This is a genomic window from Streptomyces sp. NPDC037100, from assembly GCF_055606225.1.
The window spans coordinates 437,835-458,255 of sequence record NZ_JBVJSX010000001.1; the positions used below are offsets into that span (position 1 = coordinate 437,835).

Annotated in this window: 19 protein-coding genes; 9 read left to right on the plus strand and 10 right to left on the minus strand. The window is 72.9% G+C overall.

Annotated elements, in window-relative coordinates:
• Nucleotides 1–6: 6 nt before the first annotated feature.
• The 4 genes from dnaG to ACZ7EG_RS02040 all read right to left on the minus strand — a co-directional run bounded on the left by dnaG (nucleotide 7) and on the right by ACZ7EG_RS02040 (nucleotide 5,526).
• Complete coding sequence (gene dnaG, locus ACZ7EG_RS02025; RefSeq protein ID WP_471070848.1) at nucleotides 7–1,926, minus strand: DNA primase; 1,920 nt, start codon at nucleotides 1,924–1,926, stop codon at nucleotides 7–9.
• Between the two features lie 38 nt (nucleotides 1,927–1,964).
• A complete protein-coding gene (locus ACZ7EG_RS02030) occupies nucleotides 1,965–3,230 on the minus strand; it encodes an NAD(P)/FAD-dependent oxidoreductase (RefSeq protein WP_471070851.1) in 1,266 nt (421 codons plus the stop codon).
• A 134-nt stretch (nucleotides 3,231–3,364) separates the two neighbouring features.
• Nucleotides 3,365–4,642: a deoxyguanosinetriphosphate triphosphohydrolase gene (locus tag ACZ7EG_RS02035; RefSeq protein ID WP_471070854.1), complete on the minus strand. Its 1,278-nt coding sequence runs from the start codon at nucleotides 4,640–4,642 to the stop codon at nucleotides 3,365–3,367.
• A 116-nt stretch (nucleotides 4,643–4,758) separates the two neighbouring features.
• A complete protein-coding gene (locus ACZ7EG_RS02040; protein WP_471070857.1) occupies nucleotides 4,759–5,526 on the minus strand; it encodes a sirohydrochlorin chelatase in 768 nt (255 codons plus the stop codon).
• Between the two features lie 213 nt (nucleotides 5,527–5,739).
• Between ACZ7EG_RS02040 and ACZ7EG_RS02045 the strand changes: the two genes are divergently transcribed.
• A complete protein-coding gene (locus tag ACZ7EG_RS02045; protein WP_471070860.1) occupies nucleotides 5,740–6,438 on the plus strand; it encodes a SanA/YdcF family protein in 699 nt (232 codons plus the stop codon).
• A gap of 39 nt (nucleotides 6,439–6,477) precedes the next feature.
• Here the strand turns inward: ACZ7EG_RS02045 and ACZ7EG_RS02050 are convergent, their stop codons facing one another.
• Genes ACZ7EG_RS02050 through ACZ7EG_RS02060 form a run of 3 tightly spaced genes read right to left on the minus strand, consistent with a single transcriptional unit; the run spans nucleotide 6,478 to nucleotide 10,052 of the window.
• Nucleotides 6,478–7,245 carry an enoyl-CoA hydratase-related protein gene (locus tag ACZ7EG_RS02050; protein WP_471070863.1) on the minus strand — a complete coding sequence of 256 codons (768 nt, stop codon included), beginning with the start codon at nucleotides 7,243–7,245 and terminating at the stop codon, nucleotides 6,478–6,480.
• Between the two features lie 33 nt (nucleotides 7,246–7,278).
• Entirely contained in the window at nucleotides 7,279–8,535 is a 1,257-nt protein-coding gene (locus ACZ7EG_RS02055; RefSeq protein WP_471070866.1) for a ferredoxin reductase domain-containing protein, read from the minus strand.
• Nucleotides 8,532–10,052, minus strand: coding sequence for an amino acid adenylation domain-containing protein (locus tag ACZ7EG_RS02060; protein ID WP_471070869.1), 1,521 nt, complete (start codon nucleotides 10,050–10,052; stop codon nucleotides 8,532–8,534). The genes ACZ7EG_RS02055 and ACZ7EG_RS02060 overlap by 4 nt, the downstream gene beginning before the upstream one ends.
• A gap of 392 nt (nucleotides 10,053–10,444) precedes the next feature.
• On the opposite strand from ACZ7EG_RS02060, the gene ACZ7EG_RS02065 reads away from it, so the two are divergent.
• Nucleotides 10,445–12,571: a molybdopterin oxidoreductase family protein gene (locus ACZ7EG_RS02065; RefSeq protein ID WP_471070872.1), complete on the plus strand. Its 2,127-nt coding sequence runs from the start codon at nucleotides 10,445–10,447 to the stop codon at nucleotides 12,569–12,571.
• A gap of 86 nt (nucleotides 12,572–12,657) precedes the next feature.
• On the opposite strand, the gene ACZ7EG_RS02070 is transcribed toward ACZ7EG_RS02065, so the two are convergent.
• Nucleotides 12,658–14,304, minus strand: a complete 1,647-nt coding sequence (locus tag ACZ7EG_RS02070; protein ID WP_471070875.1) for a M4 family metallopeptidase — start codon at nucleotides 14,302–14,304, stop codon at nucleotides 12,658–12,660.
• A gap of 139 nt (nucleotides 14,305–14,443) precedes the next feature.
• On the opposite strand from ACZ7EG_RS02070, the gene ACZ7EG_RS02075 reads away from it, so the two are divergent.
• Nucleotides 14,444–14,860, plus strand: coding sequence for a gamma-glutamylcyclotransferase family protein (locus ACZ7EG_RS02075; protein ID WP_471070878.1), 417 nt, complete (start codon nucleotides 14,444–14,446; stop codon nucleotides 14,858–14,860).
• Nucleotides 14,861–14,933: 73 nt separating this feature from the next.
• Here ACZ7EG_RS02075 and ACZ7EG_RS02080 read toward each other — a convergent pair whose 3' ends face one another.
• Complete coding sequence (locus tag ACZ7EG_RS02080) at nucleotides 14,934–15,542, minus strand: NADPH-dependent FMN reductase (protein ID WP_471070881.1); 609 nt, start codon at nucleotides 15,540–15,542, stop codon at nucleotides 14,934–14,936.
• Between the two features lie 267 nt (nucleotides 15,543–15,809).
• Here ACZ7EG_RS02080 and ACZ7EG_RS02085 point away from each other — a divergent pair, with 267 nt between their 5' ends.
• A complete protein-coding gene (locus ACZ7EG_RS02085; RefSeq protein WP_471070885.1) occupies nucleotides 15,810–16,331 on the plus strand; it encodes a hypothetical protein in 522 nt (173 codons plus the stop codon).
• Nucleotides 16,332–16,441: 110 nt separating this feature from the next.
• The gene (locus ACZ7EG_RS02090; RefSeq protein ID WP_471070888.1) at nucleotides 16,442–17,101 is read left to right on the plus strand and encodes a class F sortase; all 660 of its coding nucleotides are present in this window, start codon (nucleotides 16,442–16,444) and stop codon (nucleotides 17,099–17,101) included.
• On the opposite strand, the gene ACZ7EG_RS02095 is transcribed toward ACZ7EG_RS02090, so the two are convergent.
• The gene (locus ACZ7EG_RS02095; RefSeq protein WP_471070891.1) at nucleotides 17,039–17,431 is read right to left on the minus strand and encodes a winged helix-turn-helix transcriptional regulator; all 393 of its coding nucleotides are present in this window, start codon (nucleotides 17,429–17,431) and stop codon (nucleotides 17,039–17,041) included. The genes ACZ7EG_RS02090 and ACZ7EG_RS02095 overlap by 63 nt on opposite strands.
• A 105-nt stretch (nucleotides 17,432–17,536) precedes the next feature.
• Here ACZ7EG_RS02095 and ACZ7EG_RS02100 point away from each other — a divergent pair, with 105 nt between their 5' ends.
• The 4 genes from ACZ7EG_RS02100 to ACZ7EG_RS02115 all read left to right on the plus strand — a co-directional run bounded on the left by ACZ7EG_RS02100 (nucleotide 17,537) and on the right by ACZ7EG_RS02115 (nucleotide 19,893).
• On the plus strand, nucleotides 17,537–18,430 hold the full coding sequence (locus tag ACZ7EG_RS02100) for an NAD(P)-dependent oxidoreductase (protein WP_471070894.1): 894 nt from the start codon (nucleotides 17,537–17,539) through the stop codon (nucleotides 18,428–18,430).
• A gap of 76 nt (nucleotides 18,431–18,506) precedes the next feature.
• Nucleotides 18,507–18,824 carry a hypothetical protein gene (locus ACZ7EG_RS02105; RefSeq protein ID WP_471070897.1) on the plus strand — a complete coding sequence of 106 codons (318 nt, stop codon included), beginning with the start codon at nucleotides 18,507–18,509 and terminating at the stop codon, nucleotides 18,822–18,824.
• A complete protein-coding gene (locus ACZ7EG_RS02110; protein ID WP_471070900.1) occupies nucleotides 18,809–19,096 on the plus strand; it encodes a plasmid pRiA4b ORF-3 family protein in 288 nt (95 codons plus the stop codon). The genes ACZ7EG_RS02105 and ACZ7EG_RS02110 overlap by 16 nt, the downstream gene beginning before the upstream one ends.
• Entirely contained in the window at nucleotides 19,093–19,893 is an 801-nt protein-coding gene (locus tag ACZ7EG_RS02115) for a class I SAM-dependent methyltransferase (RefSeq protein WP_471070903.1), read from the plus strand. Before ACZ7EG_RS02110 ends, ACZ7EG_RS02115 begins: the two co-directional genes overlap by 4 nt.
• The last annotated feature ends 528 nt before the right edge of the window (nucleotides 19,894–20,421 follow it).

Below are 20,421 nucleotides of genomic sequence, written 5' to 3' on the forward strand. Positions count from 1 at the left end.
CCCCGCCTACAGCGCCGCGGCGCCGTGCTCCCGGAGGGTCTGGTCGTACTGCTGGAGGACCCACAGTTCGTTCTGCACGGCGGCGAGCTCGGCCGGGTCGCCGTGGGTTCCGAGGCGGGTGAGCCGGCTCGTGATGTCGCGGATGCGGCGCTCCACGGCCCGGCGGCGGACCGTCACCAACTGGGCCCCCGCGTAGACCTCGTCTGCCCCCTTCACGCCCTTGTGCAGCAAGATCGCCTCGACGGCGAGCTCCGTCACCATCGCGCGGACCGCGTCGTCCGGGGCGGCCTCGCGGACCCTGATCAGGTAGTCCTGGGGGTCGGCGACGCCCGGTTCGGCGCCGCCCGCCTCCTGGATGGCCTGGCGGACGGCGGCGTAGGGCGGGGCGGTGAACTCGTCCACCCCGTACGCGTCGAAGGCCGGGGAGACCAACTCGGGTCGCTGGAGGGCGAGTTTGAGGAGCTCCCGCTCGGTGGCGAAGACGGGGTTGCGGAGGTTCAGGGCCGGGCCGCGGGGGGCGGTGGGCTGGGGCGGTCCGGCGTACTGCCGCCCCTGGTGGTGCCGCTCCTGGGCGGGGCCCTTGCCGCCGCGGTCGCGGGCCCAGCGGGCCAGCTGGGCCACGCGCTTGACCACGAACTGGGTGTCGAGGATGCCGAGCATGCCGGCGAGCTGGACGGCGACCTCGTGCTGGGCGCCGCTGTTCTTGATGCGGGCGACGATCGGGGCGGCCTCGTCCAGGGCGGATGCGCGGCCGGCGGGGGTGTCGAGGTCGTAGCGGCTCACGATCTGGCGCAGCGCGAACTCGAAGAGGGGGGTGCGGGGTTCGACGAGGTCGGCGACGGCCTCGTCGCCCTTGGCCAGGCGCAGGTCGCAGGGGTCCATGCCGTCCGGGGCGATGGCGATGTACGTCTCGGCGGCGAACTTCTGGTCGTCCTCGAAGGCGCGCAGGGCGGCCTTCTGGCCGGCGGCGTCGCCGTCGAAGGTGAAGATGACCCGGGCCGAGCCGTTGTCCATGAGCAGCCGGCGCAGGATCTTGATGTGCTCGCCGCCGAAAGCGGTGCCGCAGGTGGCGATGGCGGTCGTCACGCCGGCGAGGTGGCAGGCCATGACGTCGGTGTAGCCCTCGACGACGACCGCGCGGGACGCCTTGGCGATGTCCTTCTTCGCCAGGTCGATGCCGTACAGGACCTGGGACTTCTTGTAGATCGCCGTCTCGGGTGTGTTGAGGTACTTGGGGCCGTTGTCCGCCTCGTAGAGCTTGCGGGCGCCGAAGCCGACGACGTCGCCGCCGATGTCGCGGATGGGCCACATCAGGCGTCCGCGGAAGCGGTCGATGGGGCCGCGGCGGCCTTCCTGGGAGAGGCCGGAGAGGATCAGCTCCTTGTCGGTGAAGCCCTTGCCGCGCAGGAAGCGCGTGAGGTGGTCCCAGCCCTGGGGGCTGTAGCCGACGGAGAAGTGCTGGGCGGCGGCCTGGTCGAAGCCGCGATCGGCGAGGAACTGGCGGCCGGTGTCGGCCTCCGGGCTGGTGGCGAGCTGCTCCACGTACCAGTCGGCGGCGATCTTGTGGGCCTCGACCAGGCGGATCCGCTCACCGCGCTGGTGGGAGGGGTTGTAGCCGCCCTCCTCGTAGCGCAGGGTGATGCCCGCCTGGCCGGCCAGGCGTTCGACCGCCTCGGAGAAGGAGAGGTGGTCGATCTTCATCACGAACGTGATGGTGTCGCCGCCCTCCTGGCAGCCGAAGCAGTGGAAGAACCCCTTGCTCGGGCTGACCTGGAAGGACGGGGACTTCTCGTCGTGGAAGGGGCAGAGACCCTTGAGGTTTCCGCCGCCCGCGCCCCGCAGCTGGAGGTACTCGGACACCACGGCGTCGATCGGGACCGCGTCCCGTACCGCCTTCACGTCCTCGTCGTTGATCCGTCCTGCCACGCGTGAATTCTACGGGGGCGGACCGACACTCCCGACAGCTAGGAGGCGAGGCCCTCCAGCGGGACGTGCGGGTCCGCCAGGGATTCCGTGTTCACCCTCGCCCTGGAGCGGATCAGGCGCTGGATCTTGTCCGTGACGTCCCACACGTTCACGTTCATGCCGGCCAGCACCCGGCCGTCCTTCACCCAGAACGCGATGAACTCGCGCTTCCCGGCGTCGCCGCGGATCACCACCTGGTCGTAGGCGCCCGCGGGCGCCCAGCCGGAGTACTCCATCCCCAGGTCGTACTGGTCGGAGAAGAAGTAGGGCACCCGGTCGTACGTCACGTCGCGGCCCAGCATGGAGCGCGCGGCCGCCGGGCCGCCGTTCAGGGCGTTGGCCCAGTGCTCGACGCGCACCCGCGTGCCGAAGAGGGTGTGCGGGAAGGAGACGACGTCGCCGGCCGCGTAGACGTCGGGGTCGGAGGTGCGCAGCCGCTCGTCGACGACGACGCCGCCGCCGTGGGCCCGGTCGGCGATCTCCAGGCCGGCCGCCTCCGCGAGGTGGGTGCGCGGGGCCGCGCCGATCGCCGCCAGCACGTCGTGCGCCGGGTGCTCCTCGCCGTCGTCGGTGCGGGCCGCGAGGACCATGCCGTCCTGGCCGACGATCTCCGTCAGCCGCCTGCCGAAGTGGAAACGCACCCCGTGCTCGCGGTGCAGGTCGGCGAAGAGGCCGCCGAGCTCCGGGCCCAGCACGCCGTGCAGCGGGGTCGGCCCGTGCTCGACGACCGTGACCTCCGCGCCGTACTCGCGGGCCGCCGCCGCGACCTCCAGGCCGATCCAGCCGGCACCGGCGATGACGAGGTGTCCGTTGTCCCGGCCGAGGTGGGTCAGGACGTGTTTGAGGCGCTCGGCGTGCGCGAGGCGGCGCAGGTGGTGCACGCCGGCCAGGTCCGTGCCCGGGATGTCCAGGCGGCGGGGCTCGGCGCCGGTCGCCAGGAGCAGCTTGTCGTAGCGGACGACGGTGCCGTCCTCGCCGAAGCGGACCGTCTTGGCCGTGCGGTCGACGGCGTCGACGGTCTGGCCGAGGTGGAGCTCGATGTCGTTGGCCGCGTACCAGGCGGGTTCGTGCACGAAGACGCTGTCGCGTTCCTCCTTGCCGAGGAGGTAGCCCTTGGACAGGGGCGGGCGCTCGTAGGGGTGGTCGCGTTCGTCGCAGATCAGTATCACGCGGCCGGTGAAGCCCTCCGCGCGGAGCGTCTCGGCCGCCTTCGCGCCGGCCAGTCCGCCTCCGACGATGACGAATGTCTGATCCGCGTCGACCACTGGGTGCCTCCTCGTCAGGGTGTCGCCACTTGCGAGCGTCCCGCACGGAGCGTGATGGGGGAAGAGGGAGTGACCCGATCAGGCCACGGAGGGTCACATTCGGGGGTGCTCGCGTCCCGCCCGTCGCGTCAGTCTCATCCCTGCCCCGTCAGACGGGTGTGAAGCGAACGGGCGGATGTGTCGGTGAGCGAGGCGATCTGGTCCACGATCACCCGCTTGCGCGCCCGGTCGTCCGCCGCCCGGTCGAACAGGGAGCGGAACTGCGGGTCCAGGCCGTCCGGGGCGCGGGCGGTGAGCGCCTCGGCCAGTTCGGCGACCACGATCCGCTGGTCGGCGCGCAGCCGTTCCTGCTCGGCGCGCTGCATGACGTAGAGGTCGGCGACGGCCTTGAGGACGGCGCACTCCAGGCGGGTCTCGCGCGGGACGACGAGCTCGGCGGCGTACCGGGTGAGCCGTCCGGCGCCGTAGGCGGTGCGGGTCGCGGTCTCGGCGGCCAGGCAGAAACGGCCGATGAGCTGGCTGGTGGCGTCCTTGAGTCGGGCCTGGGCGACGGCGGTGCCGTCGTAGCCGTGCGGCCACCACTCCTGGGCCAGGAGCCGGTCCAGGGCCTCGGCGAGCTCGGCCGGGTCGGTGTCGGCGGGGACGTACCGGCCGAGAGCGACCTGGAAGACGTCCCGGCGCTCGGGGTCGGCGTGCAGGCAGTTCGGGTCGATGTGACCGGCGTGCAGGCCGTCCTCCACGTCGTGCACCGAGTAGGCCACGTCGTCGGACCAGTCCATGACCTGCGCCTCGAAGCAGGTGCGGGTGCCGGGGGCGTCCTTGCGGAGCCAGTCGAAGACGGGGCGGTCGTCCTCGTAGACGCCGAACTTGTTCGAGGCCGGGTCGGTGGGGTGGGCGCCGCGGGGCCAGGGGTACTTGGTGGCGGCGTCGAGGGCGGCGCGGGTGAGGTTGAGGCCGACGGAGCGCTCCGGGGTGAACCGTTTGGGCTCGATACGGGTGAGGAGCCTGAGGGACTGGGCGTTGCCCTCGAAGCCGCCGCAGTCCGACGCGAACTCGTTGAGGGCCTGTTCGCCGTTGTGGCCGAAGGGCGGGTGGCCGAGGTCGTGGGAGAGGCAGGCGGCTTCGACGAGGTCGGGGTCGCAGCCGAGGGCCGCGCCCAGCTCGCGGCCGACCTGGGCGCATTCGAGGGAGTGGGTGAGGCGGGTGCGGGGGCTGGCGTCCCAGGCGGGGCCGAGGGTGCCGGGCGTGACGACCTGGGTCTTGCCGGCGAGACGTCGCAGGGCGGCGCTGTGCAGGACCCGGGCCCTGTCGCGTTGGAAGGCGGTGCGGCCGGGGCGTTTGTCGGGTTCCGGGGCCCAGCGGTCGACTGACGTCGGGTCGTAGGCCATGGGGTCTCGTGCGGTGCCGTCCATGTGACGACAGTAAGCGGGTCCGAGTGTGCCGGGTTCTGATTTCGTGCGTGTGCGGGTGGATTGTGGCTGGTCGCGCGGTTCACCGCGCCCCGGAGGGCGTGGCCCCGAGCCCGGTTTCAGGCCGAGGCCAGTTCCGGAAGGGTCTGCCGTGCCAGTGCTTCCTCGTAGCGGTGGAGGAGGAGCTGGGCCATCGCCGGGTGCGTGCCCAGGGGGGCCGCCGCTGTCCAGGGTGCCTTCTGGGCGCACTCCGTGGCGAAGCGGCCGGGGGCCGTGAAGTAGGACGCGAGGGCGATGTGGCGGCGGCCCCTTGCCAGGAGGGTGCGGACGGCCGTTTCGACCGTCGGGGTCGCGGCGGAGGCGTAGGCCGGGATGACCGGGACGCCGAGGCGGGTCGCCAGGAGGTGGGCGGTGCGGCCCGTGTCCGTCTTCGCGTCCGGGTCGCGGGAGCCCGCAGCGGCGAGGACGACCGCGCTGGTGCGGCGGGGTGTCCCGCCCCAGCCGGCTTCCGTGAGGCGGGCCTGGAGGGCGTCGACCAGGAGCGGGTGGGGGCCCAGGGGGGCTGCCAGGTGGGTGCGGGCCCGGGAGGCCGCCGCCATCTCCGGGATGTCCTGTTTGACGTGGTAGCCGCGGCTGAGGAGGAGGGGGACGAGGACCGCCTCCGAGTCCCCGAGGGCCGCGAGGGTGTCGGGGAGCAGGGGGGCGTTGAGTTCGATGTGGCCCAGGTGCACGGGCACGTCGGGACGCAGGGCCCGGACCCGGTCGAGGAGCGCCTTCACGGTGCTCAGCGCACGGGGGTCGCGGCTGCCGTGTGCCACGACCACGAGGGCGGGCGGGGCCGGGCGGCGCGTGGCGGGCGGCGGGACGAGGCTGAGCTGACTGGGCATGCACCGATGGTGGCGGCGGCGCGTTGCCTTCCCGTTGCGTGGGCGTCACGGGTGTTTTCCAGCGGTTCACGATGTGGGAAAGGGCTGTGTGAGGGGCTTTGACCTGCGGTTTCCATGAATCGAGTGAAGCTGGTCACGCGGCTGCGGATGAACCGGGCGGTCCCGGAGGACGTCCCTGACTGTCGAGGGGCCGACCTGGGGAGGGACCGTCCGATGCGTCGTGTGACGTTCCGAAGACCGCGGCTGCCGCGTACCCGGCGGGGGCAGCGGCGGCTGGTGCAGGCCGTGATGGCCGGGTGCGTGCTGGCGCTGCTTCCGGCGACGTGGATGTACGCCGTGGCGGGTGACCGGCTGCGTACGGCGGCGGATGTGCCGCGTACCGATGTGGCCGTGGTGTTCGGTGCCGGGCTGTGGGAGGGCGAGCCGTCGCCGTATCTCGCGCACCGGCTCGACGCCGCGGCGAAGCTGTACCGGCAGGGGCGGGTGGAGGTGGTGCTCGTCACGGGGGACAACAGCCGGGAGGACTACGACGAGCCGGACGCGATGCGCGTGTACCTGACGCGGCACGGGGTGCCCGACGGACGGATCGTCAGTGACTACGCGGGATTCGACACCTGGGACTCCTGCGTGCGCGCGAAGAAGATCTTCGGGGTGGATCAGGCCGTGCTGATCAGTCAGGGCTTCCACATCCGGCGGGCGGTGGCGCTGTGCGAGGCGGCGGGGATCTCCTCGTACGGGGTCGGCGTGGACGCCGTGCACGACGCGACCTGGTACTACGGGGGCGCCCGGGAGATCCTCGCCGCCCAGAAGGCCGCGCTGGACGCGGTGTTCCGTCCGGATCCGCGGTTCCTCGGGCCGCGGGAGCCGGGGGTGGAGCGGGCGCTGGCGACGGCCGGAGTGCCTCGCGGGTGACTCGGCCGGGGGCGGACGCCCCCGGCCGGTCGGTGGGTGTCAGTGTCCGTGGAAGCGCGCGGGGCGCTTCTCCAGGAACGCCGTCATGCCCTCCTTCTGGTCGTCGGTGGCGAACAGGGCGTGGAAGACGCGGCGTTCGAAGCGGATCCCGTCGCGCAGACCGGTTTCGAGGGCACGGTCGACGCACTCGCGGGCCGCCCTGACCGCAGCGCTGCCGTACGAGGCGATCACCGCCGCCGCTTCGAGGGCCTCGGGCAGGACCCGGCCGTCCGGGACCACACGGGAGACGAGACCGCAGCGTCCAGCCTCCTGTGCGTCCATGGTGCGACCGGTGAGGACCAGGTCCATGGCGGTGGCCCGGCCGACGAGCCGGGTCAGCCGCTGGGTGCCGCCGATGCCGGGGATCACGCCGAGCTTGATCTCGGGCTGGCCGAAGACCGCCGACTCCCCCGCGACGACCAGGTCGCACATCATCGCCAGCTCACAGCCACCCCCGAGAGCATGGCCGTTGACGGCCGCGATCTTCGGGGTGCGGAGGTCCGCGAACTCCTCCCAGCCGGCGAAGTAGTCCTCGGCCGCCATGTCGGCGGCCGACTTCCCGGCCATCTCCCTGATGTCGGCGCCCGCGGCGAAGACCGTGTCCGAGCCGGTGACGACGAAGCAGCCGGTTCCCGGGTCCGTGTCCAAGGGACGCAGGACGTCGAGGAGTTCGGTGAGGAGCTCACTGCTGAGCGCGTTGCGGACGTGCGGGCGGTGCAGGCGCACGGTCACCACACGGCCGTGCCGCTCGACCTTCAGATGGTTCATCTCTCTTCTCCTTTCGCGCATCACGAGTGCGGGTCACGAGTCCCAGATCGCGCCGTACGCCGGGATCCCCCGCCGTTCCAGGCCGTGGACCACCTGCCAGGTCAGTTTCTTGTTGGAGATGCAGATGACCGCCTCGGCGCCGAAGTCCCGGTAGGCCTCGTGGGCGAGGCGCACCATGTCGGGCTTGCCGTGCCGGGAGGTGTCCCAGATCCGGGCGTCCGGCTGGACGGCGAGGATCTCGTCGACCAGGGCGTCGCCGTAGGTCGTGCGGGGGTCGCGGGTCGCCCAGACCAGCCGGGAGGGCACCTGGGCGGCGAGCAGGTGGGGCAGGCAGGGGCCGATGCCGCTGCCGGTGGCGACGTAGACGACCTTGGTGAAGAGGACCTCGATGTTGGCGACGCCGGCCGTGGTGATGCCCTTGACCCACACCTGCCGGGGCAGGTCATCGATGAAGGAGCCGGTCCAGTCGCCGGCCCGGGAGATGGTCAGGCGGAAGCCCGGCTCGCCGGGGGAGGGGACGTTGGCGAAGGAGTGCCACTCCTTCAGCGGGCTGCGGCTGATCGCGGTGGAGGAGCCCGCGAAGGGGGTCTCGCCGTGGTCGAAGCGGGCCAGCACGACGTGTGAGGAGGGGCGTTCGAGGTGGACGTCCACCTTGCGCAGCCGCAGCCAGGGCAGGGCGACGCTGAAGGTGACCACCGCGAGCACACCGACCTGCCACGGGCCCGGTGAGGACAGCAGCGTGTGCGTCCAGAACAGGGCCAGGGCCGCCCAGCCGCCGAAGCGGTGGATCTTCTCGAAGTGGTCGTGCCGGCGGGAGCGGAAGGGCGGCAGGGCGGTGGCGACGACGAGCGCGAGAAGGGCGATCAGGGTCCAGCCGACGGCCCTGGCGGGGCCGTCGGGTGCCGCGATCGTCGAGGCCAGGAACCAGGCCGTGCCCGCCAGTGCCCCGCCGACGTGCAGTCCGCCGAAGTGGTACACCTTGCCGAGCGTCCAGCGGACCCGCAGCGGCCAGGTGGTCGGCGCCGAAGTCGCCACCCGGAAGAAGAAGTTGATGACGTACTGCTGGCGCACGACGACGGCGAGGGCGAGGTTGGCGAGGGCCGCGTGCCCGAGGGTGGGGGCGGCCAAAGGCCAACCGACGCAGGCGAAGGCCGCGTTGGCCAGGAGCACCAGGGCCGCGAGCCGGTTGTAGTGCATCAGGCGCGGGTGCTTGAGCAGGCGACGGGGGCCGGGCAGCAGCGGCGGGAGCCCGCCGGTGGCCTGCTGGTGCCGGGGCGGGGACGTGGTCATCGCGCCACCGCCACGCGCTCCTCGATCATGTGCAGCAGCGCCTGTTTGTCGACCTTGCCGCGGTCGGTCTCGGGGAGGAAGGCCAGCGGCAGGATCCGCTCCGGGACGCAGTAGTACGGCAGGGCGTCCGCGACCGCGCGGCGCGCCGCTTCCGGGTCGACGTCCGCGGGGCAGACGAAGGAGACCAGGGTGCGGGCGTCGCGTTTCAGGGTGACGGCCCGGGTGCAGCCGGCCGCGGACTCCAGGACCGAGGAGACCGAGTCCAGTTCGACGCGGAAGCCGCGCACCTTGACCTGGTCGTCGGTGCGGCCGAGGTGCTCCAGCTCCCCGCCGGGGGCCCAGCGGCCGAGGTCGCGGGTGCGGAACATGCGCCGGCCGCCGCCGAGGAAGGGGTCGGGGGCGTAACGCTCGGCGTTGAGGGCGTCGTCGCCGAGGTAGCCGGCGGACACGCAGTCGCCGCCGGCCCACATCTCACCAGGCTCGCCGACCGGCACGGGACGGCGGTCGGCGTCGAGGACGTAGACGGTGTTGTTCGGGGTGGGGCGGCCGATGGTGAGCAGCGGGGCGGACGGGTCGTGGCGGCTCATCGTGTTGACGATGGTCGTCTCCGTCGGGCCGCAGCCGTTGAAGAAGGCGGCCTGGCGGGCCCAGCGGTCGGCCAGCGGGCGCGGGCAGGGCTCCCCCGCCACGGCGACCGTGCGCACCCGCGGGCATGCGGCCGGGTCGAGGCCGGACAGCACGGTCGGGGTCGCGACGAGCACGTCCGCCGTGCGGGCCGCCGCGGCGATGTCCTTGCCCCGGATGACGAGGGTGCCGCCGTGAGTGAGGCAGCCGAGGATCTCCCAGGCCGCCATGTCGAAAGCGATGTTGAGGAGCTGGGCGACCCGGTCTCCGGGCCGGACACCGAGGTCGCCCGGGGCGGTGAGCAGGAGGTTGGCGACGTTGCGGTGGGTGACCTTCACGCCGTTGGGGCGGCCGGTGGTGCCGGAGGTGAACAGGACGTAGGCGCCGTGGTCGCCCGTGACGGGGACGCGCGGGGCCGGGGCGTACGGCAGCGGCTCGTCGAGCGGGAGCAGCAGATGACCGTCGGGCAGGGGCACGTGGTGGGCGTGTTCGGCGACCGTGAGGACGACCCTGGTCCGGGCGGTGCGGATGACGTGGGTGAGCTGGGCCGGGGGTGCGAGGCCGATGTCCTGCGGGACGTAGGCGGCGCCGGCCTTCAGGATGCCGAGCAGGCCGACCAGCATCGGGATCGAGCGGCGGACGAACAGGCCGACGTGGTCGCCGGGGCGGACGCCCTCGCGGACCAGGCGGGCGGCGAGGGCGTCGGCGTACCGGTCGAGCTCGGCGTAGGTGATGCGGGCGCCCTGGTGTTCGGCGGCCACGACGTGCGGGGTGGCCGCGGCGTGCCGGGTGACGGCGTGGTGCAGGAGCGGGTCGGGGACGGGGACGGTGGGGCCCCGGCCGTACTGCCGGAAGAGGTGCTGGTCGTGGGGGGTCAAGTGGCGCAGAGGCATGATCGGGTGGCCTCCTGGCTGTTTCGAGGGTCGGATTGCCACAGCGGCGGAGCCGCGGTGGATGCAGCCGTGAGCGGCGGGCATGCCCGGGTGTCGAACGCCGTGCGGAGTCGTGCGAGCGCTGCGCGTAGCGAGAGCGTAGTGCTACTGCTTCAACACTCAACAAGGTCGGATCAGCCAAGAAAGGAACGCAATGAGCCACATGTGGCGTCTTTCGTCCCAAGGGCAACGTCCGTGCCGGTCGGCGGCGACGTGAAGGTGGGCAGGCGTGTGCCTCACCGGGCGGCGGGCTCCTGCCTCACGCGGGCGGGGTTCCGGCGGGGAGGTTGCCGTCCCGGCCGCGTAACAGGGAACCGTCCCGGGTGTAACACGGCCGACGCACGCTGAAGGGCATGCAGAACACCGCGACGCCCACCCACTGCCCGTACTGCGCCCTGCAGTGCGGGATGAACCTCACACCCGCACCGGACGGGACCGTCGAGGTGAGCGAGCGCGCGGACTTCCCGGTGAACCGGGGCGCCCTGTGCGGCAAGGGGCGTACATCGGCGGCGGTGCTCGCGCGGAACGTGCGTCTGACCTCCCCGCTTGTACGCGACGAAGGCGGCACTCTGGTGCCCGCCTCCTGGGACGAGGCGCTGGAGAGGATCGCCGCGGGGCTGGGCCGCACGCGCGCGGAGCACGGGCCGGACGCGGTCGGGGTGTTCGGCGGGGGTGGGCTGACGAACGAGAAGGCGTACACGCTCGGCAAGTTCGCGCGGGTCGTGCTCGGCACGTCCCAGATCGACTACAACGGGCGTTTCTGCATGTCGTCGGCGGCGGCCGCCGGTATCAAGGCGTTCGGGCTCGACCGCGGGCTGCCCTTCCCGCTGGAGGACATCCCGAAGTCCGGCTGCGTGATCCTCGTCGGGTCGAACCTCGCGGAGACCATGCCGCCGTCACTGCGGTTCTTCACCGAGCTGAAGGAGAACGGCGGCACGCTGATCGTCGTCGACCCGCGCCGCACGAAGACCGCCGAACAGGCGGACCTGCACCTGGCGCCCCGGCCGGGCACGGACCTGGCCCTCGCCCTGGGCCTGCTGCACCTGGTGATCGCCGAGGGCCGGGTGGACGAGGAGTACGTCGGGGAACGCACGGTCGGCTGGGAGGACGCCCGGGCCGCGGCGATGGCGCACTGGCCGGAGTACGTGGAGCGGATCACGGGGGTGTCCGTTCCTCAACTGCGGGAAACTGTACGGCTGTTCTGCGAGCCGGAGTCGGCGATGGTGCTCACCGCACGCGGCCCCGAGCAGCAGTCCAAGGGCACCGACACGGTGGGCGCGTGGATCAACCTGTGCCTGGCGACCGGCCGGGCGGGCCGCCCGCGGTCCGGGTACGGCTGCCTGACCGGCCAGGGCAACGGGCAGGGCGGACGGGAACACGGGCAGAAGGCCGACCAGTTGCCGGGCTACCGCAAGCTCGACGACCCGGCCGCGCGGGCGCATGTCGCCGAGGTGTGGGGCGTCGACCCGGACAGCCTGCCCGGGCCGGGGCGCAGCGCGTACGAGCTGCTGGACGCGCTGGGCACCGACATCAGGTCGCTGCTGCTGATGGCGTCCAACCCGGTGGTGTCGGCGCCGCGTGCCGCGCACATCGAGGAGCGCATCAGGTCGCTGGACTTCCTGGCGGTCTGCGACGTGGTGCTGTCGGAGACGGCGGAGCTCGCGGACGTGGTCCTGCCGGTCACCCAGTGGGCCGAGGAGACGGGCACGACGACGAACCTGGAGGGCAGGGTGCTGCTGCGGCGCCGGGCGATCACCCCGCCCGACGGCATCCGCAGCGACCTGGAGGTGCTGCACGAACTCGCCGCCCGCCTGGGCGTGGAGAAGGGTTTCCCGACCGACCCGGAGGAGGTCTTCGAGGAGCTGCGCCGGGCGTCGGCGGGCGGGGCGGCGGACTACTCGGGGATCACCTACCGCAGGCTGACGGAGGAGAACGGGGTGTTCTGGCCCTGTCCGGCGGTGGATGCGGCCGACGCGGGCGAGGACGCCCTTCCCGACGGGGAGACACCGGCCGTGCACCCGGGCACGCCCCGCCTCTTCCTCGACCGCTTCGCCACGCCGGACGGCCGGGCCCGGTTCGTGCCCGTCTCGCACCGCGCGATCGCCGAGGAACCGGACGACGAGTACCCGGTGCTGCTGACCACCGGGCGGGTCGTGGCGCAGTACCAGTCCGGGGCGCAGACCCGGCGCGTGGCGGAGCTGAACGCCGCCGCGCCCGGGCCGTTCGTGGAGCTGCACCCGCGGCTGGCGGCCCGGCTCGGAGCGGCCGAGGGCGATCCGGTGGCCGTCGTGTCGCGGCGGGGCCGGGCGGTGGCGCCCGCGAGGATCACGCGCGCCATCCGGCCCGACACCGTCTTCATGCCCTTCCACTGGCCGGGCGAGGGCCGCGCCAACACCCTCACCAACCCCGCGCTCGATCCGACCTCCCGGATGCCGGAGTTCAAGGCGTGCGCGGTGCGGCTGGAGGCCGTCGAGGGGTAGGGCCGTTCGGATCAGGCCGCAGGGAATCGGCGGTGCTTCTCGACGCCCCGCGTCTGTGACCTGATCCGGACGACAGGCCCTGGGGGTCAGCTCACGGCGACGGCCTTCCAGGCCGCGGCGACCGCCTTCCGCTCGGTGCTGTCGCCGCCGTAGAGGTCCTCGGCCGCGCTCAGGGTCGCCGTGCGGGCGTCCGCGTAGTCCGTCGAGGACGTCATGTAGACCGTCAGGGCGCGGTACCAGATCTTGCCCAGGGCGGCCCGGCCGATGCCGTTCACCGTGGAGCCGTCGCAGGTCGGGGAGTTGTAGGCGACGCCGTTGAGGGTCTTGCCGCCGCTGCCCTCCGCGAGCAGGTAGGCGAAGTGGTTGCCGACGCCCGAGGAGTAGTGCACGTCGAGGTCGCCGAGCTTCGCGTTCCAGCAGTCCGCCGACTTCCCGTCCTTGGACGGCTTGTCCATGAAGCGCAGGGCCTCGCGGCCGAGGCCGGAGCGGACGACCTTCTCGCCGATGAGCCAGTCGCCCCGGTCCTCGGCGTTGGCCGCGTGGAACTCCACCAGCGTGCCGAAGACATCCGACGTGGCCTCGTTCAGGCCGCCGGACTCGCCGGAGTAGGTCAGCGCCGCCGTCTTGGACGTCACACCGTGGGACATCTCGTGCCCGGCGACGTCCAGCGACACCAGCGGGCCCATCAGCTTGCCGTCGCCGTCGCCGTACGTCATGCAGAAGCAGTTGTCGTCCCAGAAGGCGTTGTTGTAGTCCTTGCCGTAGTGGACGCGGTTGAAGGAGCCCTTGCCGTCGCCTGCGATGCCGGCGCGGCCGTGGACCTTCTTGTAGTAGTCCCAGGTGACGTCGGTGCCGTACTGGGCGTCCACCGCGACCGTGGACCGGTCGGCGGCCGCGCCCGTACCCCACTGGTTGTCGGCGTCCGTGAAGACCGTCGCGGGGGCGCGGGTCAGGCAGACGGTCAGCAGGCACTTGTCCGTCTTGTTCTCGGCGTCGCCGGTGTAGGTGCCGCCGCGGGTCGCGTCCTTGAGCTGGTACGACGAGCCGGACACCGTCGTCTCCAGCGGGACCGTGCCGCCGTAGAGGGACTCGCCGTCGCCCGACGCCGACTCCATGGAGTCCCAGGCGTCGATCCGGGCGCCGGTCGTCGCGTCGGTCAGCAGTGTGCGCCCGACCGGGTTGCCGAGTTCGTCGTGCGCCACCGCGTCGGTCTGCCAGGCCAGTTTCGGAGCGCCGTGCAGGGCGTCGACGACCAGCCGGGGCTTGGCGGTGAGCTTCTTCAGGGTCTCGCCGAGGTGTGCGGCGCGCAGCAGGTTCGCCGCGAGGTCGGCGGCCTTGGGGGCGGTCACCTTCGGGGTGACGCTCGCCAGGGAGAGCGCGGACGTCGTCGCGCGGCTCGTGCCGCGGTAGGTGCCGTCCGGGTTCAGGTGGAGCACGAAGTCGCCGCCGAGCACCGGGAGCCGGTGGTAGGTGCGGTCGTAGCGCACGTGCCGGGTGCCGTCCTGGTCGACGACGACGTCCCGGACCTTCGTCTCCTGGGCCGGGGTGAGGCCCAGGGCTCCGGCCCGGTCCGCGAGCACCGCCTCCGCGTCCTCGATCGCGCCGGACCTGGTCGGCCGGTCCGCCGCGCCGGCGGCCGGGGAGAGGACGGCGGCCAGCAGGGCGGTGGTGCCGGTGAGGGCCACACCGGCGAGGGCGAGACGGGAACCGCGGACATGACGTATCCGACTCATCGGTCTCCTCATACGGGCGCACCCGGTCGCGTGGGGTCGACCGGGGGCGGCGTTGATGTTGACCGTGAGTTAAGGCGGCGCGGACATGGCATGTCCATAGCGCCGTTGTGCAGGTGTGTGAGGGTGCAGAATCGTTCCTGTGACCCTCCCCTTCTTCGTCTACGGCACCCTCCGCCCGGGGGAGGTCAACCACGGCCTCTTCCTGCGCGGCCGCACCCGCTCCGAGGAACCGGGCAGGCTCGCGGACGCGGTGCTGTACGAGGGGCCGGGGTACCCGTACGCGGTCGAGGAGCCGGGCGGCGGCACGGTGAGCGGGGAACTGGTCACCGCGCTGCCCGAGGCCTACGCGGGGCTGCTCGCGGAGCTCGACCGGCTGGAGGAGTACGTGCCGGGGGATCCGCGCAGTCTGTACGAGCGCGTCGAGCGGAAGGTCGTACGGGAGGCCGACGGGACGGCCGTGCGGGCCTGGGTGTACGTGGCCGCGCCCGCCGTCGCCGCGCGGCTGCGGACCCGGGGCCGGGCGATCGCGGGCGGGGACTGGCGGACGCGGGTGTGACGGGCCGCGGTGTCAGGGGCGCGGCGGCGTGAAAGACGCGGCGGGGTGCGGGGCGTGAGCGCCTGAGGCGGGCTCAGCCCCCGTACGGCCACCTCCCCCGGGCCTCCCGCAACGCCCGTCCCCACCAGACCAGTTGGTCCAGCATGGTCTTCGCCGCCGCGTCCGGGCCGGAGGGGTCGCGCAGGGCGCCCCGGTCGTCGAAGGCGGCGCCGGCGTTGTGGAAGGAGACGGTGTCGCGGACCGTCACGGCGTGCAGTTCCGCGAAGACCTGCCGCAGGTGCTCCACGGCGCGCAGGCCGCCGGACAGACCACCGTAGGAGACGAGGCCGACGGGCTTGGCCTGCCATTCGGTGAAGTGCCAGTCGACGAGGTTCTTCAGGCCCGCCGGGAAGGAGTGGTTGTACTCGGGGGTGAGGACCACGAAGGCGTCCGCGCGGGCCAGCTTCGGGGTGACGCCGGACAGTACGGCGGTCGCCTCCGGGGTCGGTTCGAGGGACATGGGCAGCGTGGCGTCGGCGACGTCCACGACCTCGGCGACCAGGTCGTCCCGGTCCCGGATGCGGGCGAGGAGCCAGTCGGCGACGACGGGGCCGAAGCGGCCGTGCCGGTTGCTGCCCACGACGAGGGTCAGGCGGAGCGGGTCGGTCGGGGCGGCGGACGGGTCGGTGGTGGTTGGATTCATGCGACCCAGCCTCATACCTCAACCATGCTTGAGGTCAAGTGCCGGCGCGTACACCGGGGTCACCCGTTCACACGCGCACCCCGGGCATTTCCGCACCTCGCCCGCCGAACGCCCGTGACCTGCCGAAACGACCGTGACAAGCAGCCGGTTCACCTCTTGCTGACACCCATTCACCCCAATCCTGACGCCCCCTCAGCAAGCGCGGTCGTGCCGCTGCCCGTTACCTCGAAGGGCAGGCGCACGACCGAACCGCTCGAGGGAGCACCGATGCGACGTACCGCCCGGCCGCTGACCGCCACCGCGTTCGCCGTCGCTGCCGCGGCCCTCGCCTCCGTCCCCGCCCACGGCGCGTCCGCCGACGGCCTGGAGGTGTCCCCGGCGTCGGTCGTGCCGGGGGGTCAGGTCACCGTGCGCACCGCGGCCTGCGGCGACGGCGGCCCGGCGACGGGTGACGCCGGCGCGGTCGGGGCGGGTTCCCTCAGCCTGGCGCCGGACGCGCACGGGCAGGACGCGACCGGGCGGTTCAGGGTGCCGCCGAGTGCGCAGCCGGGGACGTACGAGATCACCGCGACCTGCGGCGGCAGCGGTCGGCGGATCACCGGGGACGTGGTGGTCACGCTGACGCCGGTGCGCGGGCAGGTGCATCCCCGGGGGAGTGTGAGGACGGGGGTCGGCGGCGCCCTGGGCCCCGATCCCGTGCAGACCGCGGCCGGTGTGGCGGCTCTCGCCGTCGCCGCCGCGGGCGGTACCTGGCTCCTGCATCGCCGGGCGAGAGGCGACGGGATCTGACGGACACCCTCCGCTGTCCGTCGCCGGTACCGCATGCCCCTCCCCCTCCGGGTCCGACGCCCCTCGCGGCCCGGAGGGGGTACGGGGCCCGAGCTCAGAAAAGGGTGGGTATGCGCAGGGTCCCCGGGTGCGGCGGCGGCGTCCGCAATCCCGCGAACGCGGCCATGGCGGCCGTCACGGTGTTCGCCCTGTGCTCAGGGGTGTGGCTGCTGCGCGACGGCGCCGAGACGCACGCCCCGCCGCAGCCGTCCGCCGCGCAGGCCCGGGCCGGGCTGGGCGGACGGGCCGGTGAACGGCCGGCCGTGCCCGCGCTGCCGCCCTCGCCGCCCGACCGCATCCGCATCCCGGCGATCCGGGTGGACGCGCCGCTGACCGGGCTCGGCCTGACGAAGACCGGCAGCCTCGACGTACCGCCCGCGGCGGACGAGAACCTCGCCGGCTGGTACGAGGCCGGCACCTCCCCCGGTGAGCGGGGCACGGCGATCGTCGCCGGCCATGTCGACAACGCCGACGGCCCCGCCGTGTTCTACGACCTCGGCGCCCTGGCCAGGGGCAGCACGATCGAGGTGGACCGGCGGGACGGCGGCGTCGCGGTGTTCACGGTGGACGCCGTCGAGGTGTACGCGGCGAAGGACTTCCCCGACGAGAGGGTCTACGGCCCCGCCCGCCGCCCGGAACTGCGGGTCATCACCTGCGGCGGCGCGTACTCACGCGGCACCGGGTACCAGGGGAACGTGGTCGTCTTCGCGCACCTGACCGGCAGCCGGTGACACCCCCAGGACGTTGGCCCTCCCCCAGGCCCCCAGCGGTTCCAGGGCCCCGTTCAGGGACACGCCCCGGGCCGTCAGCGAGTACTCCACCCGCGGCGGCACCTCGTCGTAGGCCTCGCGGTGCACCAGGCCGTCGGCCTCCATCTCCCGCAGGTGCGAGGCGAGCACCTTCTCGGTGACGCCCGGCAGTTCGCGGCGCAGTTCCCCGAAGCGGCACGGCCGCTCGTTCAGCGCCCAGAGGATCAGCACCTTCCATTTGCCGCCGATCAGGTCCATCGCCGCGTCGATCCCGCACACGTACGCCCCCGGCCGCCGCCCCGTCGTCCCCATGCCCCGCCCCTCCCCTTGCGCTGCCTGCATCCTTCCCCCGGGGTAACCACCCACTTCCAAGTACGTACTTGAGCAGGCGCCTTCCCTGCGACGAGCCTAAACGCCATGACCGACAACGCAGTTGCTCCCCGTACCCCTCTCACTCTTCTCGGCACCGGCGCCATGGGCACCGCCCTGGCCCGTGTCTGGCTGGCCGCCGGGCACGACGTGACCGTCTGGAACCGCACCGCCGCCCGCGCCGAGCCCCTCGCCGCCGAGGGCGCCACGGTCGCCGCGAGCGCCGCGGCGGCCGTGGCGGCGAACCGCCTGGTGATCGTCTGCCTGCTGGACGACGCCTCCGTGGGCGAGGCCCTCGACGAGGCCGACCTCGCCGGGCGGGACCTGGTGAACCTCACCACCGGCACCCCGGGCGAGGGCCGTGCGCGGGCCGCCTGGGCCGAGGAGCGCGGCGCGCGCTTCCTGGACGCCGGGGTCATGGCCGTCCCGCCGATGATCGGCGCCCCGGACTCCGGCGGCTACGTCTTCTACAGCGGCTCCCCCGAGTTGTTCGAGGAACACCGCGCCACCCTCGGCGTCCCGGCCGGCACCCGCTTCGTCGGAGCCGACCCGGGCTTCGCCGCGCTGCACGACGTGGCGCTGCTGAGCGCGATGAGCGGCATGTTCGCGGGTATCACCCACGCCTTCGCGCTGATCCGCCCGGAGGACATCGCGCCGAAGGACTTCGCGCCGCTGCTCGCAAACTGGCTGACCGCGATGGCCCCGGCCGTGCACCAGAGCGCCGACCGACTGCAGAGCGGCGATTACACCCGCAACGTCGTCTCCAACCTCGCGATGCAGGTCGCGGGCAACGTCACCCTGCTGCGCACGGCCGAGGAGCAGCGGGTCAGCCCGGAGCTGCTGACGCCGTACACGGAGCTCATGGAGCGGTGGCTCGCCCTGGGGCACGGCGAGGAGGACGGCACGGGGACGGTCGAGCTGCTGGACGTGCGAGGGCGCTAGTGCTGCGCCGCGGAAGTTCCGCCGATGGCCATCGGCTCGTTGACCGGGCATGGTGCTTGACGCTGATGATCGGCGTGTGCTGGAGGCACGGGTACGGGCTGATACCACGCCGCAGCGCGATGCCCGCCGGGCTCACATAGTCCTGCTCGCGGCCGGTGGCTGTCCGGCCTGGCGGACAGCGGAGATCGTCCGGGTAGTCTTCTTCTCCCTGCTGGCCCGCGCCGTCCTGCGTCACGGCGACTTCTCCTCCCGCACCGACCTGCTTGAGAAGGTCAGCGACTTCGCCATCGTCCACAACGAGACGGCTTGTCCGTTCCGTTGGAACTGCGACGGTCGCCCCCGCCAGCCCGGGGACGAGCCCGTCGCCGCGAAGGAAGAGTGCCGTGCCCGCTGACTCCGTCCTGCAGATCAACGTCACCCTGGGCCGACATCCACCCGCCGATCTGGCGACGGCTGCAGGTCCCGGCCGACCGCAAACTCGCACGTCTGCACCTGGCGATCCAGACCGCGATGGGCTGGGAGAACTACCACCTGCACCTCTTCACCACCCCGGCTGGCGACTACGGGCTACGCGACAGCGAACCCGGTCACCGCGACGAGCGGAAGGCCCCGCTGGATACGGTCACTCCCACCGCCGGCGACACGCAACTAGGGTTCGGCGTATGAGCCAGACTCCCGTCGACCCCGTCGCGCACAACCGCCTCGCCTGGGACCGGGAGGTGGAGGAGGGCAACGAGTGGTCACGCCCGGTCGGCCCCGAGGTGATCGCGAAGGCGCGGGCCGGCCAGTGGTCCATCGTCCTGATCGGGTACGAGCCGGTCGACCCGACCTGGTTCCCGCCGGAGATCGCCGGTCGCGACGTGCTCTGCCTCGCCTCCGGCGGCGGGCAGCAGGGTCCGGTGCTGTCCGCGGCGGGCGCGCGGGTGACCGTCTTCGACAACTCGCCCCGCCAGCTGGCGCAGGACGAGATGGTCGCGGCGCGGGAGGGGCTCGGCCTACGCACCGTGCTCGGCGACGCGCGCGACCTGAGCCCGTTCCCGGACGCCTCGTTCGACCTTGTCGTCCACCCGGTCTCCAACCTGTTCATCCCGGAGCTGGCGCCGGTCTGGCGTGAGTGCCACCGCGTGCTGCGCCCCGGCGGGACGCTGCTGTCCGGCTTCCTCAACCCGGACGTCTACCTGTTCGACGCCGAGTCCTTGGAAGCGCGCGGCGAACTGGTGGTGCGCCACCGCCTGCCCTACAGCGACCTCACCCACCTGGAGCCCGCCGAGCGGGAACGGCTGTGGGGCCTCGACGCGCCGGTGGAGTACAGCCACACGCTCACCGAGCAGCTCGGCGGGCAGATCGCGGCGGGCTTCGCCATCACCGGCTTCGCCGAGGCGCCGCACCACTCGGAGGCTACCGCCGGCTGGCTCTCCGGCTACTTCGCCACGAAAGCGGTCAAGGCTGGCGCCGGTCACTGACCCTCCACCGGCCGGGCCAGGCCAGCAGTGTGAGGCCGGCGGGCGGCTGGGTCAGGTGGGCAACGACCCTGCTGATACACAAACCGGGAACATCCCGGCCTCGGCAACCCCGCGTCGCTCATCGTGCTGACAACCGTGGGGCGCCCGCACCACGCATGACCGCCTCGGCATCGACGCCATCAACAAACACCTCACTGCCCGATAGCCATCGGCGGAACTTGTGCGGTGCAGCACTACTAGGCGGCTTCGTTTGCTTCATCGGGCGGACCACAGGAGGCGCCGGTCGGCTCGACGTGGCCGGCACGGCCTGTCGGGTTCCGGCTCAACGGGCTCGGACGAGCCACCGGACGAGCCACGCCGGCAGCGGATGAGTCGGGAGGCGAGGGCGCCGGGCGGCCCAGCGGCTCCGGTCCAGGGCCTCGCCCGGAGAGCGCGGGGCATCCGGACGAGGGCGCCGGGCGGCCCAGCGGCTCCGGTCCAGGGCCTCGCCCGGAGAGCGCGGGGCATCCGGGCGAGGGCGCCGGGCGG